The 14198-nt window shown below is 67.5% G+C and carries 17 protein-coding genes; 10 read left to right on the top strand and 7 right to left on the bottom strand.

The features are described 5' to 3' along the window. Positions 1 to 13: 13 nt before the first annotated feature. Positions 14 to 1147 carry an acyl-CoA dehydrogenase family protein gene (locus tag WJ542_RS25045; RefSeq protein ID WP_411192160.1) on the bottom strand — a complete coding sequence of 378 codons (1134 nt, stop codon included), beginning with the start codon at positions 1145 to 1147 and terminating at the stop codon, positions 14 to 16. Between the two features lie 288 nt (positions 1148 to 1435). Between WJ542_RS25045 and WJ542_RS25040 the strand changes: the two genes are divergently transcribed. From WJ542_RS25040 to WJ542_RS25025, 4 genes are all read left to right on the top strand, one after another. After that, complete coding sequence (locus WJ542_RS25040; RefSeq protein WP_411192541.1) at positions 1436 to 2440, top strand: AraC family transcriptional regulator; 1005 nt, start codon at positions 1436 to 1438, stop codon at positions 2438 to 2440. Between the two features lie 94 nt (positions 2441 to 2534). Next, complete coding sequence (locus WJ542_RS25035; protein WP_411192159.1) at positions 2535 to 2792, top strand: DUF4148 domain-containing protein; 258 nt, start codon at positions 2535 to 2537, stop codon at positions 2790 to 2792. 335 nt (positions 2793 to 3127) lie between these two features. Continuing rightward, on the top strand, positions 3128 to 4429 hold the full coding sequence (locus WJ542_RS25030; RefSeq protein WP_411192158.1) for an NCS2 family permease: 1302 nt from the start codon (positions 3128 to 3130) through the stop codon (positions 4427 to 4429). A 131-nt stretch (positions 4430 to 4560) separates the two neighbouring features. Continuing rightward, on the top strand, positions 4561 to 5091 hold the full coding sequence (locus WJ542_RS25025) for a cytochrome b (RefSeq protein WP_411192157.1): 531 nt from the start codon (positions 4561 to 4563) through the stop codon (positions 5089 to 5091). Between the two features lies 1 nt (position 5092). Here WJ542_RS25025 and WJ542_RS25020 read toward each other — a convergent pair whose 3' ends face one another. Both WJ542_RS25020 and WJ542_RS25015 read right to left on the bottom strand, forming a co-directional pair. After that, positions 5093 to 5386 (bottom strand): DUF1488 family protein, encoded by a 294-nt coding sequence (locus WJ542_RS25020; RefSeq protein ID WP_027795095.1) that lies wholly within the window; start codon positions 5384 to 5386, stop codon positions 5093 to 5095. Between the two features lie 293 nt (positions 5387 to 5679). After that, complete coding sequence (locus tag WJ542_RS25015) at positions 5680 to 5892, bottom strand: DUF2964 family protein (protein ID WP_411192156.1); 213 nt, start codon at positions 5890 to 5892, stop codon at positions 5680 to 5682. 245 nt (positions 5893 to 6137) lie between these two features. On the opposite strand from WJ542_RS25015, the gene WJ542_RS25010 reads away from it, so the two are divergent. From WJ542_RS25010 to WJ542_RS24995, 4 genes are all read left to right on the top strand, one after another. Next, complete coding sequence (locus tag WJ542_RS25010; protein WP_411192155.1) at positions 6138 to 8072, top strand: sigma-54-dependent Fis family transcriptional regulator; 1935 nt, start codon at positions 6138 to 6140, stop codon at positions 8070 to 8072. A gap of 66 nt (positions 8073 to 8138) precedes the next feature. Then, positions 8139 to 9269 (top strand): VIT1/CCC1 transporter family protein, encoded by a 1131-nt coding sequence (locus tag WJ542_RS25005; RefSeq protein WP_411192154.1) that lies wholly within the window; start codon positions 8139 to 8141, stop codon positions 9267 to 9269. Beyond that, positions 9266 to 9565 (top strand): 2Fe-2S iron-sulfur cluster-binding protein, encoded by a 300-nt coding sequence (locus WJ542_RS25000; RefSeq protein WP_411192153.1) that lies wholly within the window; start codon positions 9266 to 9268, stop codon positions 9563 to 9565. Before WJ542_RS25005 ends, WJ542_RS25000 begins: the two co-directional genes overlap by 4 nt. Before the next feature lie 305 nt (positions 9566 to 9870). Continuing rightward, a complete protein-coding gene (locus tag WJ542_RS24995) occupies positions 9871 to 10134 on the top strand; it encodes a DUF4148 domain-containing protein (RefSeq protein ID WP_411192152.1) in 264 nt (87 codons plus the stop codon). 91 nt (positions 10135 to 10225) lie between these two features. Here WJ542_RS24995 and WJ542_RS24990 read toward each other — a convergent pair whose 3' ends face one another. The 4 genes from WJ542_RS24990 to WJ542_RS24975 all read right to left on the bottom strand — a co-directional run bounded on the left by WJ542_RS24990 (position 10226) and on the right by WJ542_RS24975 (position 11976). Beyond that, complete coding sequence (locus WJ542_RS24990; protein ID WP_411192151.1) at positions 10226 to 10585, bottom strand: hypothetical protein; 360 nt, start codon at positions 10583 to 10585, stop codon at positions 10226 to 10228. A gap of 110 nt (positions 10586 to 10695) precedes the next feature. Beyond that, positions 10696 to 10887: a YqaE/Pmp3 family membrane protein gene (locus WJ542_RS24985; RefSeq protein WP_411192150.1), complete on the bottom strand. Its 192-nt coding sequence runs from the start codon at positions 10885 to 10887 to the stop codon at positions 10696 to 10698. A gap of 33 nt (positions 10888 to 10920) precedes the next feature. Beyond that, positions 10921 to 11115, bottom strand: coding sequence for a DUF1653 domain-containing protein (locus tag WJ542_RS24980; protein ID WP_027795091.1), 195 nt, complete (start codon positions 11113 to 11115; stop codon positions 10921 to 10923). Between the two features lie 135 nt (positions 11116 to 11250). Continuing rightward, positions 11251 to 11976 (bottom strand): GntR family transcriptional regulator, encoded by a 726-nt coding sequence (locus WJ542_RS24975; protein ID WP_411192149.1) that lies wholly within the window; start codon positions 11974 to 11976, stop codon positions 11251 to 11253. 170 nt (positions 11977 to 12146) lie between these two features. Between WJ542_RS24975 and WJ542_RS24970 the strand changes: the two genes are divergently transcribed. Then, the gene (locus WJ542_RS24970) at positions 12147 to 13403 is read left to right on the top strand and encodes a cyanate transporter (RefSeq protein WP_411192148.1); all 1257 of its coding nucleotides are present in this window, start codon (positions 12147 to 12149) and stop codon (positions 13401 to 13403) included. A 249-nt stretch (positions 13404 to 13652) separates the two neighbouring features. Next, complete coding sequence (locus tag WJ542_RS24965; RefSeq protein ID WP_411192147.1) at positions 13653 to 14039, top strand: hypothetical protein; 387 nt, start codon at positions 13653 to 13655, stop codon at positions 14037 to 14039. Positions 14040 to 14198 lie beyond the last annotated feature (159 nt).

The following is a 14198-nucleotide window of genomic DNA, read 5'->3' as shown; positions in this document are numbered from 1 at the left end:
CTATCCTTTTCATTCAAAGCTGCCGCGCAATCACCATGCGCTGCACTTCGCTCGTGCCTTCATAGATCTGCGTAATGCGTGCGTCGCGGTAGTGGCGCTCCACGGGGTAATCGTTGAGAAAGCCATACCCGCCATGAATCTGGATGGCATGCGAGCACACTTCCTCGGCCATCTCGGAGGCATAGAGCTTCGCCTGCGAAGCCTCGGAAAGACACGGCTTGCCAAGCGTACGCAGCCGCGCCGCATGATGTACGAGATGGCGCGCGGCGTTGATGCGCGTATGCATGTCCGCCAGCATGTTCGCCACGCTCTGGTGCCGGATGAGCGGCTCGCCGAACTGTACGCGTTCGTGCGCGTAGGCGCGCGCCGCATCGAAGGCCGCGCGCGCGATGCCCAGCGCCTGCGCCGCAATGCCGATGCGCCCGCCCTCCAGATTCGACAGCGCGATCCGCAGTCCCTCGCCGCGCTGGCCCAGCAGGTTCGCCTCCGGAATCGCGCAATCGACGAGCGCGATCGGGCAGGTGTCCGAGGCGCGAATCCCCATCTTCTTCTCGGGCGGCCCGACGTTGAAGCCCGGCGTATCGGTCGGCACGATAAAGGCGGAAAGGCCGTGCTTGCCCGCGTCCGGATCGGTGACGGCGAACACGATCGCCACGTCGGCGCGCGCGCCGTTGGTCACGAACTGCTTGTTGCCGTTGAGCACCCACTGGCCGTCGCGCAGTTCCGCGCGCGTGCGCAGGTTGTTCGCCTCGGAGCCCGCCTGCGGCTCGGTCAGGCAGAACGCGCCGATCAGTTCTCCGGCCGCCAGCTTGCGCAGATAGCGATCTTTCTGCGCGTCGCTGCCGTACTGCAGGATCGGCCCGCACCCCACCGAGTTGTGCACGCTCACGAGCGTCGCACACGAAGCGCAGCCCGCCGCGATCTCCTCCATCGCGAGCGCGTAGGCCACGTAGTCGGTGTAGGCGCCGCCCAGCTCCTGCGGCACGATCATGCCGAGGAAGCCCAGCTCGCCCATCTGCTTCACCACCTCGTCGGGCAGCTTGCCGTCGCGGTCCCATTGCGCCGCATTGGGCGCGAGGCGCTCGGTCGCGAAGTCGCGCGCGGCATCGCGGATCATGCGCTGATCCTCGGTGTAGAAATCGTCCATCTGTGTCCCCTTCTGTCGACCCTGCAACTCGTTGCGGTCTCTTCCCTGCGGCCGGCGTGCTGCAACGCCGCATGCTGCGCGCCGCACGTCCTGTCATCCACTGTCGCGCCCTGCGGCCTTTGCCGCAAGACTTGCGAAAAGTGTAGGCATCCCGGCCCCAGCCTTCCATGTCCGCCGCGCTCAAACTCACTGATCGGATTTACCATATCAGGCTCGGCAACGCTTCCCGGAGCGCATTTTTTGCAGCACGATAAATCGACCCGCCTGAGCGAAAAAGGCACCATCGCGATGAGCCTCGTGAACGAGACGCTTGCGCTCGCGCGTTCGCGCGGGCTCGATGTCGGCCCGGTAATCGAGGCCGCGGGCATCGCGCGAGCCGCGCTAACGTCGCCGCGCACCCGCGTGAGCGCGGCGCAGTACGGCGCGCTGTGGTCCGGCATCGCCCGTGCGCTCGACGACGAATTCTTCGGCCAGGACTCCCACGCCATGAAGAGCGGCAGCTTCGCCGCCATGACGCGCACGGCGCTCACCGCCCGTACGGGACGGCACGCGCTGCAGCGCGCGGCGGGCTTCATGCGGCTCGTGCTCGACGACCTGGCCGGCCACCTGGAGATCGACGCCACGCGCGTGCGGATCGTTTTCGCTCACCGCGAAGGCACACCCACGCCAACGCTGTTCGCCTACGCAACCTGGTTCATCCTCGTGTACGGGCTCGTGTGCTGGCTCGTGGGGCAGCGCATCCCGCTTCTCGCGGCGCGCTTTCGCTGTACAGCGCCGGCCGCCGTCGACGAGTACCGCCTGATGTTCTGCGACGACATGACCTTCGGTCAGGATGCGTCCTACGTCGATCTCGCGCCGGGCTTCCTCGAGTTGCCGGTGATCCAGACGAGCGCGTCGGTGCGCACCTTCCTGCGCAATGCGCCCGGCAACTTCGTTGTGAAGTATCGCAATCCCGGCTCGTTCGCGGCGCGCGTGCGCCGGACGCTGCGCGCGCTGCCCGCCACCGCCTGGCCCGATGCCGACGTCATCGCACACCGGCTCAACGTGGCGCCGGCCACCTTGCGGCGCCGCCTCAGGCAGGAGGGCCACAGTTGCCAGTCGATCAAGGACGCCTTGCGCTGCGAACTGGCGATCGCAGCGCTCGAAGATCCGGCGCGGTCGGTGGCCGACGTCGCGGCGGCCGTGGGATTCGCCGAGCCGAGCGCCTTCCACCGCGCGTTCCGCAAGTGGACCGGCATGCGGCCGGCCGATTACCGGCTGGCAAGACGGCGCGAAACAGGCCAGCGCAACTGAGTGCGCCACGCGCCAACACGTGCCCCTTTACCTTTCGTTTATTGAGATACGACCTATACTTATTAGGGTAATTCCTGGTACGAAAGGCATCGCCATGATTTCCCTCCCGCGCATCACGCTCGGCCTGCTCGTGGCCGGCTGTTCGCTGGCGTCGGCCTCGGCCCTCGCCCAGCCCTACAATCCCTCCGCTCCGATGACCCGCGCCCAGGTCCGCGCCGACCTGGCCGAATGGCGCGCCGCGGGCTACGATCCGCTCGACTGGATCGACTACCCCGAGAACGCCCAGCGTGCGGGCGCCATCGTGGCAGAGCGCCGCGCCGAGCGCGCGGGCGCCATGGGACAACCCAAATGACGCGCGGGCCGCTCAGGTCCGCCCCCTTCTCGCCGGCGTGAGCCTGCGGCCCGCGCCGGCGCGCCCGAAAGCATGAATCCTTACGGATGCACCGGTCTGCCTTCCGGGCCGGCGTCCCCTTCTTGTGCATCCGCACAAACGGTGCGGTCCGCCGCCCGATCCCACCGCCCCCCTGTTGCACCCACTCCACGCCGGCTGCGGCATTTCGGCACTTTGCCGGGAAGCTTGATTACAATCCCGCCCGTAGCCGCGTGCTTCCGGCAGTCGCGATACCCCGGCCGGCGCCGCTCTCCACAACAACGCAATCCGCTCGACAACTCAAAGGCCCGATCCTCATGGACGCCATCAAACGCTATTTCGGTTTCGAAGAAGCAGGCACCGACCTGCGCACCGAACTGCTCGCCGGCTTCACCACCTTCCTCACGATGGCCTACATCATCTTCGTGAACCCGGCCATCCTCGGCGACGCCGGCATGCCGAAGGATGCGGTGTTCGTCGCGACCTGCCTCGTTTCGGCGCTCGCCTCGATCATCATGGGCCTCTACGCGAACTACCCGATCGCGCTCGCGCCCGGCATGGGCCTGAACGCCTACTTCGCCTACGCGGTGGTCAAGGGCATGGGCTTCACGTGGGAAGCGGCGCTGGGCGCCGTGTTCATCTCCGGGTGCCTGTTCTTCATCGTCACGCTGCTGCGCGTGCGCGAGGCGATCATCAACGGCATCCCGCATTCGATCCGCGTGGCGATCACGGCCGGCATCGGGCTCTTTCTCGCGATCATTTCGCTCAAGACGGCAGGCGTGATCGTCGGCAACCCGGCCACGCTCGTCACGCTCGGCAACCTGGGCGACCCGCACACGATCCTCGCGATCATCGGCTTCTTCGCGATCGTCACGCTCGACGTGCTGAAGGTGCGCGGCGCCATCCTGATCGGCATCGTGGGCGTCACCGTCCTCTCGTTCTTCTTCGGCGGCAACCAGTTCCACGGCATCTTCTCGGCGCCGCCGTCGATCGCGCCGACCTTCGCGCACCTCGACATCAAAGCCGCGCTCTCGACCGGCGTGCTGAACGTGGTCCTCGTGTTCTTCCTCGTCGAACTGTTCGACGCCACCGGCACGCTGATGGGCGTGGCCAACCGCGCCGGCCTCCTCGTGCACGGCAAGATGCACCGCCTGAACCGCGCGCTGCTCGCGGACAGCACCGCGATTCTCGCGGGCTCGATCCTCGGCACCTCGTCGACGACGGCCTACATCGAAAGCGCCTCGGGCGTGCAGGCGGGCGGGCGCACCGGCTTCACCGCGCTGACCGTGGCCGTTCTGTTCCTCGCATGCCTGTTCGTCGCGCCGCTCGCGGGCGTGGTGCCCGGCTACGCGACCGCGCCCGCGCTGCTCTACGTCTCGTGCCTGATGATGCGCGAGATCGCCGGGCTCGACTGGGACGACGCCACCGAAGCCGTGCCGGCCGCGCTCACCGCGCTGACCATGCCGTTCACGTACTCGATCGCCAACGGCGTGGCGTTCGGCTTCATCTCGTACGCGGGCCTGAAGCTGCTGACGGGACGCGCGCGCCAGGTCAAGGCGATCGTGTGGATCATCGCGGCCGTGTTCCTGTTCCGCTTCTTCTATCTCGGCAGCGAATAAGCGCCCAAGGGCGGGCTTCTCCGAAGATACGGCGCCACGTCAAGCTGTCCGGCCGTCAAACTGCCGTGCCAGCCGCGACCTCCTTATCATAGGCAGCCATATCCGACGTTCCCCGCTTACTGGAGCCCCCTTTGGCCACCTACCCCGCCGCCGACCGCTACTCGAAGCCCGCCATCTTCTTCCACTGGGCCATCTTCCTGCTCGTCGCGCTCGCCTATCTCGCGATCGAAGTGCGCGGTCCCAAGGGGACGGACAGCCGCGTGTTCTGGAGCAACGTGCATTTCTGGGCCGGAACGCTCGTGCTTTCGCTCGCGATCCTGCGGCTGCTGTGGCGCCTGTGGCACGGCGCCCCCGCCGACATCGACGCGAATCGCCTGCTCGCGTTCCTCTCGCGGCTCGTGCACCTCGCACTCTATCTGTTCATCTTCGTGCAGCCGCTGCTCGGCATCCTGATGATCAACACGGGCGGACATCCGGTCACGCTCGCGGGCCTCGATCTGGACATCACGCTGGTGGGCGCCGATCCGGTCGCGCGCAAGTTTATCCATGGCGCGCACGTATTGATCGGCAATGCGTTCTATTGGGTGATCGGCGTGCACGCGCTCGCGGCCATCGGCCACCATGTCGTGCTGCGCGACAACACGCTGCGGCGTATGGTCTGACTCAGGACACCACGGCGTGCGCCTGCACGAAGCGGACATAACCGCTGCGCAACACGAGGCATTGCGCCCGCGTCTCGGAAAGCAGCCGGCGCGCGACTGCTTCGATCCGGTCGCGATGATGGTCGAATGCGTCGAGCATGTCTTCGGCACGCGTCGAAGCCGCGCCAAAGTGATCCTCCAGCGCCGCGGCCGTGATGGTGCACTCCACCCTCTCTCCATCGATCATCGCCGGAAACGCCAGGGTCAATTCGGGCCCCGAATACTCGGGGACTTCATCTGGAAACAGGATCTGCATGGTCTGGCCTTCGGGGTTGAGGGTGAACGGGCCGCGCTGCCTGTGCCCCTCCCTGGCGCGCGCGCGGAACAACGCGTCAACCGCCGCGTGCACTGCCCGGCCTGATTCGTTTGCGACGGTTGATGGGATTCACTTTAGACGACTTCCGGCAAGCCGCAAGGCCGGCGTTGTCGCATCGGGGAAAATACGCGCCAGGCTGCCCTCAGGTCGGCTTCGGGTCAGCATCGGGTCAGCTTCAAGCGCGCAAATGCCTGCCCGCCGGTGCGGCGGCTTCCTGCCCTGGCGCGCCGCCCTCACGTTTCGCGGTGCCGCCCTGCTTCGATATCCTTCGGATGCAGCGTCAACATCATCACGAACGCGAAGACGCCGGCTCCAATCGTCGCCGCGCCGTACAGCACGAGGTCGTTCCGGTCGAAAAAGAGTCCGTGAATCGTGAGCGCCACGCCGAAGAGCGAGACGAAAGTGGCGAGCGTTGCCACGAGGATCCTGAATTCGCTTTGCACCATGATGCACTCCGCAAGACGGAGCCGGCGGCGGCCTGGCGGCCGCCGCCCGCAGGCGCAGAACCAACCGATGCACTGCCCCCACGCTTTCATCCTGGCACCCGCTTCGGCAAAGGCAAGACGAAAATGCGCGCGCCAACACCGTCACGACAATCCTGTACCATGGAGCGACGCGAGTCTGGCGAAGCGCGCCGTGCTGCAACGCAGCGGCGCGCTTCGCGCACCGCCCAGAACAACCGGAGACACGAGTGACCCGACGCCCCGTCACGCCGCACGATGCGGCCCGCACGGACGCCATCGCGCAAGCTCATGCGCGCTCGCGCGCCCTCGGGCTGCGCGCCGCCGAAGCGCCCGATTTCGAGCCGCTGCGCGCGGCGGCGCTGCGCGATCTCGTCGAGGCCAACCACACGCTCTATCATCACGCGCGCCCCGTCATGGATGCGCTGCACGCGCAGATCGTCGATACGCAGAGCATGGTGCTGCTGACCAACCGCAACGGCGTGATCCTGCACAGTCTCGGCGATATCGACTTCGTCGCGAAGGCGCGGCGCGTGGCGTTGCGGCCGGGCGTATCGTGGTCGGAGCAGGATCGCGGCACGAACGCGATCGGCACGGCGCTCGTCGACGGCCAGCCGACCACCATCCACGCCGACGAGCATTTCCTGCACGCGAACCACATCCTCACCTGCTCTTGCGCACCCATCGCCGATCCCTACGGACGCACGATCGGCGCCCTCGACGTGAGCGGCGATCCGCGCGGCTTCAACAAGCACACGCTGGCGCTCGTGCGCATGTCGGCGCAGATGATCGAGAACCAGCTTTTCAACACGGATTTCGCCGATGCCGTGAAGCTGCAGTTCCACGCCCGGGCCGAGTTCATTGGTACGCTCTACGAAGGATTGGCGGCCTTCTCTCCCGCCGGGACGCTCCTCTGTGCGAACCGCAGCGCACTGTTCCAGTTCGGCGCACCGCTTGCCGATCTGCAGCGGCGCGACTTCGCGGCGCTGTTCGGCATTGCCTTCCCGGCTTTCATGCAGCAGTTGATGCGCGCCAATGGCGATCTCGTCACGCTCACGCTGCCGGGCGGGGTGCGCGTACTCGCGCGCGGCGTGCCCGGCGCGGCCTTCGGAACATGGGCGCCGCGCGCCGAGATCGCACCGCAGCATCCCGAAACCGTGGAAAAAGCCGCGGCGAAAGCGGCGCCGAATGGACCGCCGCAACCCACGCTCGCCGACCTCGACACGGGCGACGCGCGCATGCACGCCGTCCTGCAGCGCGTAGCGCGCGTGCGCGGCCGCGATATCCCCGTGCTCGTGCTCGGCCGCACCGGCACGGGCAAGGAATGGCTCGCGCGGGCGCTGCATCGTGATTCGCCGCGCCGCGACGCCCCCTTCGTCGCGCTCAACTGCGCGGCCCTGCCCGACTCGCTGATCGAAGCCGAACTCTTCGGCTACGAAGACGGCGCTTTCACAGGCGCAAAGCGGCGCGGCAATCCCGGCAAGATCGTGCAGGCGGACGGCGGCACGCTCTTTCTCGACGAAATCGGCGACATGCCGCTCGCCCAGCAGGTGCGGCTCATGCGCGTGCTCCAGGAGCGCGCGGTCGTGCCGCTCGGCGGGACCCGCGCGGTGCCGGTGGACCTGCGCGTCGTCTGCGCGACGCACCGCGATCTGCGCGCGATGATCGCCGAAGGCACCTTCCGCGAGGACCTCTACTACCGCATCAACGGGCTCGCCGTGACGCTGCCGCCGCTCGCCGAACGCAGCGATCTCGACACGCTCGTCGAACGCATGCTCGAAACGGTGCGGCGCGAAGTGCGCGACGCGCCGGCGCGGCTCACGCCTGCCGTGCACGCCCTGTTCGGACGCTGCCGCTGGCCGGGCAACCTGCGCCAGCTTGCCAACGTGCTGCGCACCGCGGCGATCCTGGCCGAAGGCGAAGCCGCCATCGATCTCGACCATCTGCCCGAAGACCTGCTATCCGACTGCGCGGCGTCCCCCGCCGAAGTCACTGCGCACGTGTCCGGCACGCCGGATGCGCCGCGTCCCTCGCGGCTCGAAGACTGTCAGGCTGCGCTCGTCGAAGAGGCGCTCGCGCGGCATCGCGGCAACGTCTCCGCAGCCGCGCGCGAACTGGGGCTCGCGCGCAACACGGTCTACCGGCATCTGCGGCGGCAACGCTGATCCCACGCGAGCCCGCCGGGTGCGGGCCAGGTTAAGCTTGGCGGACCGCCGCCACGTCCGCGCCTCATGGCCACTGCCCAGGAACTCAAACGCTACCGTCGCCATCTCGCCGACGAACTCGACAGCGCCGCCGTCTACGACACGCTCGCCCACGCCGAGCGCGATGCCGGGCGCAGCCAGGTCTTCGCGGAACTCGCCGCCTCCGAGCGCGAGCACGCGAACGTCTGGCGCGAAAAGCTCGCGGCAAACGGGGTTCGCCTGCGGCCGCACCGGCGCAGCGCGAAAACAAGGCTTCTGCAGGCACTCACACGCTTCTTCGGCTCGTCGCTCGTGCTGCCTACCGTCGCCGCCACGGAAAACGCGGACCGCGACCGCTACGCGCACGAACCCGGCGCCGAAAAGCTCTCCGCCCAGGAGCAGCAGCACGCGGCGATCGTCGAGGCGATCGTGGCGGCCAAAGCCGGGCGCGGCCAATCCCGAGGCGAGCAGATCGCCGCCGCGGAGTCGTGGCACAAGGGCGCGGCCTCGGGCAACGATCTGCGCGCGGCCGTGCTGGGCGCCAACGACGGCCTCGTCTCGAACTTCTGCCTGATCATGGGCGTGGCCGGCGCGGGCAGCGCCAACCGCGCGATCCTGCTCACGGGCCTTGCGGGACTCGTGGCGGGCGCCTGCTCGATGGCGCTCGGCGAATGGCTTTCGGTCACGAACGCACGCGAGCTCGCGCGCACCCAGCTCGCGAAGGAAGCCGACGAACTGGAACACACCCCGGATGCCGAACGCCACGAACTCGCGCTGATCTATCAGGCCAAGGGCATCGAGGCCGACGAAGCGCGGCGCGTCGCTGCCCAGATCATGCGCGACCGCGACCAGGCGCTCGATACGCTTGCGCGCGAAGAACTCGGCATCGACCCGAAGGAACTCGGCGGCAATCCGTGGTCGGCGGCGGCAGTGTCGTTCTGCCTCTTTGCGCTCGGCGCCGCCTTTCCCACGGCGGCATTCCTCTGGGCGCACGGCGAGGCCGCCATCGTGCAGTCCGTGCTGCTGAGCGCCCTTGGCCTCGCGGCCGTAGGCGTCTTCACGTCGCTCTTCAATGGCCGCAGCGCAGCGTTTTCGGCGTTCCGGCAGATCGCGATCGGGCTCGTCGCCGCGGCATTCACCGCGGGCGCGGGGCACCTCCTGGGAGTATCGATCTCGTGAGTGCCGATCCTCGGGTGCCGCACGTGCTCGTCGAACCGCTCGGCGTGACGTTCGAAGCGCCGCCGGAACTCACGCTGCTGGAGGCGGCGGGCTTCGCCGGCATTCGTTTACCGCGCATGTGCCGCAATGGCACTTGCCGCACCTGCCTGTGCCGCGTGACTAGCGGCGAAGTGCGCTTCACGATCGAATGGCCGGGGCTAAGCCGGGAAGAGAAGGCCGAGGGCTATGTGCTGACGTGTGTGGCGGTCGCACTAACCGACCTGGTGCTCGACGCACCCGACGCCTCTGTAGCGTGACCGGCAAACCTCGATCTTCTTCCAGCCCTTTTATCGTCAACCCCGCCTGCCGGCCAGTCGCCCACTCTGCGCGAAATCGGCAACAATCGCCCGCTCTCCGGCAAACCCCGCCAGTGCTCGCCGTGGCCGGCACGAGGCGCATCGATTACTGTTTCGTATGAACAATAGGGCGCACGATTGTTGTTCCCAGGAGAATAGTGAATTCGTTTTTTAGGTATTTACCCTAACCATGCAAACGCCTACATTGCCGTCATGGGCGCGACGCTTAAGCGCACGCCCCCCAGACAAGATATTGGAGGTACGTCATGAAGTCGCTTCTCAAGGCAGCCCTGGTGGCCGCCGTTCTCGCAGTCCCGGTAGCCTCGTTTGCCCAGGAACAGCAGCAACAACCGGTTACCCGCGCCGAAGTGAAGGCCCAGCTCACGCAGTTGCGCGCCGCCGGCTACGATCCGAACGACTGGATGCACTACCCGGAAAACATCCAGGCTGCCGAAGCCAAGGTCAATGCGCAAAACGCCGCAACGGCTTACGGTCCGTCGACGAACGGCACGTCGCAGTCCGGCCAGTAATTCCGCCTGACGCGTGCGCCTGCACGCGGTCAGACGCATCGGGCCCGCTTTTCTCGCAAGAGAGGCGGGCCTGATTGCTTTTGGGCGGCGTTCAATGTGAACCGCCGCCGTGTCCGCCCCCTCCGTGCCCCCCGCCGCCGTGCCCGCCACCACCACCGTGCCCGCCACCGCCGTGGTCACCATCATGTCCGCCCGACCACCGCGGGCCACCATAGCCCTCGCCCCGGCCATGCCAGCCGTCGCCATGGCGGTCGTAGCCACCACCGCCATTCCAGATGCCGATATTGACGCCGCCGTAGGCCGGCGCATAACCCGGCACATAAGCCGGCGCAGAGTCGTAGTAGCCGGAAGCATAGGGCTGGCCGTAACCGTAGCCATAACCATAACCCGGCGCCACCGCACATCCGCCCAGCAGCGCAGCCGCGCCCGCCGCGAGAATAAACCTGAACATCGCACGCCCTCCTTTCTTTTCTGTAAGAAAAGAGGCGCGGTATTAAGTTCTCGCTGAATTGTGAATTGTCGTTAGGCGTGTAACGGCTGCTTTCATCGGGATGGCGGTTATCAACGCTTGCCGAGCGCAGCGTCGATCTTCTGGTCGGTGCGAAACTGGCTCAGCGCATAGACGGCCCAGATGGCGGCGGGAATCCAGCCGATCAGCGTGATCTGCAGGATCAGGCAGACAATGCCCGCGACCGGACGGCCGATCGTAAAGAACAGCAGCCAGGGCACGATGAGCGCAATCAGGAGACGCATATCTGGTTATTCCTTGCCGATGAGGTTCGGGGATCAGTTGACGGGTGCAAAACGAGGTACGAGCGAGCCTTCATGCTCGACGAGTTCGAAGAAGACCGAAGCGGGCCGTGTCCAGATCGTGCCGTTCGCCGCGCGATACACGATCATCGTGACCGACGGATCGGCTTCGAGCGTCGCCTCGCAAACCAGTTCGTATATGCCGCCCTTGTAATGCCGATATCGCACCATGGCGTTCCCCTCCTGGATGGCGCAAGCGGTCCTCGCGCAATCGCGCTAGTTTAGCAACGATCGCCGGGTGGGCAGAACGGCCCGAAGGCGCGAGCCGGACATGGCGCGGCGCACTAGCCGATGGATCGACAGCGGTCAACGAGGCGCGAACACGGCCTTCAGGTCGCGGCCGGCGCGCAGGCGCACCTGCTCAAGCACCCGCGCTTCCAGCTCGGCAAGATGCCGGCGCATGGCATCGAGCGCCGTGCCCGGCTCGCCGTCCTCCAGCGCGGCGATGATCTGCTCGTGTTCCTCGGGCGCGCACAGCGACGCTTTCGACGGATCGAACAACGCCTTGTACAGCTCGGTCTTCGCAACGAGCGGCGCGAGTACGCCGACGAGCGCCGCGCCGCCCGCAAGCTCGGTCAACAGCAGGTGAAACTGGCCGGCCAGCCGCACGGCCTCGTCCACGCGCGCTTCCTTATAGGCCTTTCTCTCGCTGCGCACGTGCGCGGCGAGGCGCCGCCGCGCCGTCGCATCCAGCGCCCCGCACAGGCTCACGACAACACCGGCCTCCACCACCTGCCGCGCGCGATAAACGGCGTGCACGTCTTCCTCCGAAGGCGACGGCACGAATGCCCCGCGATTGGGCTCCAGCACGAGCTTGCCTTCGTGGCCGAGCCGCGCAAGCACCTTGCGCAGCGCGCCGCGCGTGCACCCGAGGGCGGCGGCGAGTTCGCGCTCGACCAATTGCTGCCCCGGCGCCAGCCTGCCCTGCAACAAGGCCGACGAGATCGACGTGTAGACGAGCGCCTCGACGTCGGCGGGCTCGTCGGTTTCGGGAACGGGTGAGGGGGCGGCTGGACGGGATCGGGTGACCATGAAGCAATACGCGGTAGCGGGTTCAGGCTCGCATTGTAGCGACGCACGCGCAGCCGCGAAACCTGCGCCATGGCCCCTCATCGATCATTCCGCCTATGCCGGGCATAGCAAACAGGTTAACCATATTTTGCTATTATGGTTAACCAAAATGCTTTACAAAGGTTGACCACGTGACGTCTCGTTCCGCCTCCGCATCCACCGCCAGCGCGGCGACCCCCTTCGCCTGGTACGCGACCATCGTCGCGATCGGCCTCAATCTGCGCCCGCTGCTCACCTCGCTCAGCCCGCTCATGACGACCATCCGCGGCGCAACCGGGCTCAGCTTCTCCGGCGCATCGCTGCTCACCAGCCTGCCGGTCGTCGCGATGGGGCTCGGCGCGTTCGGCACCGGCTGGCTCGCGCGGCGCATCGGCGAAGCGCGCGGCGTCGCACTCGGGCTTGCCGCCATCGCGCTGGCCTGCGGCGCGCGCGCCGTCACGTCGGGCGGCGCCACGCTCATGCTCTCCGCCGCCGTTGCCGGAGCCGGCGTCGCCGTCATCCAGGCGCTCTTGCCCGCCGTCATGAAACAGCGCTTCGCGCAGCGCGTGCCGCTCGCGATGGGACTGTTTTCGGCGTCGATCATGGGCGGCGGCGGCCTCGGCGCGAGCCTCAGCCCCTGGGTGGCGCGCCTGTGGGCCTCCTGGCACGCGGCGCTCGCCGTATGGGCCCTCCCCGCGCTCGCCGCGCTAGCAATCTGGGGGGCGCTCAATCGCCGTTCGCGCAGCGAGACCGCGGCGTCAAGCACCTCCACCGGTGCGCCCGCAACGCCCCACGTCCCGCTCTGGCGCAAGCGCCGCGCGTGGAGCCTCGGCCTGCATTTCGGCCTCGTCAACGGCGGCTACACGAGTCTCGTCGCGTGGCTGCCCGCGTACTACCAGCAGCATGGAGCCAGCGTCGCCGCGAGCGGTTCGCTGCTCGCCGCCATGACCGTCTTCCAGGCCATCAGCGCCCTGCTGCTGCCGGTTGCGGCAGCCACCTTCACCGACCGGCGGCCGTGGCTCATCGCCGGGCTCTGCGCCCAGTTCGTCGGCGTGGTCGGGCTCGCCACGCGGCCCGAGGCGGCGCCCCTCCTGTGGGTCGCCGCGGCGGGTGCGGGGCTCGGCGGCACGTTCTCGGTCACGCTCGTCACCGCGCTCGACCATAGCGCCGATCACCGCGTCGCCGCGCGGCTCGTCGCGTTCGTGCAGGGTGTGGGCTTCGTGATCGCCGCCCTCGCGCCGATCGTGGCAGGCCGCGTCCGTGATCTGACCGGCAGCTTCACCGCCGCGTGGCTGATGCTCGCCGTTTCCATCGCGGCAATGATCGTGCTCACGCTCGCCTTTTCGCCGCGCAGCTATGGGCGCTGGCTCGGCCTGCACGGCCCCGCCATCGAGGGCCAGAACGCCTGACCAACCCGGTCAAGCATCGCACGGGATTCCGTCTGCGGGACAGTGACGAGAACCGTCCCGGCCCACAGCATCCCCTCACACCGCGCCCGCGATACCTCCGCGCAACACCACCTCGCCCGCCCCCTCCAAACGTTTGCATTAGCGGCTGTACGGATGTACAGTGCGTGCAGCCTGCCATCGGGCTGCGGCCACGCGTGCAACTTGCCCGCCGCGCCGTTCCGGACAGGTCATCAACACGGAGAAGACGACGTGCGATTCATCATGACGGGGACCTTGCTGTGCGTCCTCGCATCCTCCGCGCTCGCGGGGGAGCACTACATCGAAATCTGGAATCCGCCAGAAGCGCGCGCGCCCGGGGCGCACCCCGGTACGCCAGGCAAGACCGCTCATTCGCACCACGGCACGAAACACAAGCTTGCCTCGGCCGATAGCCTCACCACGCGCAAGGTCGCCGAACCGGCCGTGCGCGCGAGCGCGCCCGTCGTTCCGGTCACGCCCGGCAACACGGCACCGCACGAAAACCGGATGCCGGAAATCCCGCCGCAGATCGGCCCCGACGGCAACGTGCTCCAGGTGAGCTACCGGGTACCCGCCCAGTCTTCCCATCCCACGGCGCTCAAGCCCGGCGCGCAGTAATCCGGGCGCGGCCGCGCCAAAATCGTCTCGCGAAAAAAACGGCCCCGGTCACCATGCGGTGCGGGGCCGAATCCCATGTCAAGGAGATGTCATGGAGGAGACGGTTTGATCTTAGCCACTCACCCTCGCACGGCCCAACCAATGTTTTCGCATATCCAT

The sequence above is a fragment of the Paraburkholderia yinzeri genome, assembly GCF_046581065.1.
In the GTDB taxonomy this organism is placed as follows: domain Bacteria; phylum Pseudomonadota; class Gammaproteobacteria; order Burkholderiales; family Burkholderiaceae; genus Paraburkholderia.
This window is presented reverse-complemented; position numbering and strand designations above follow the sequence as displayed.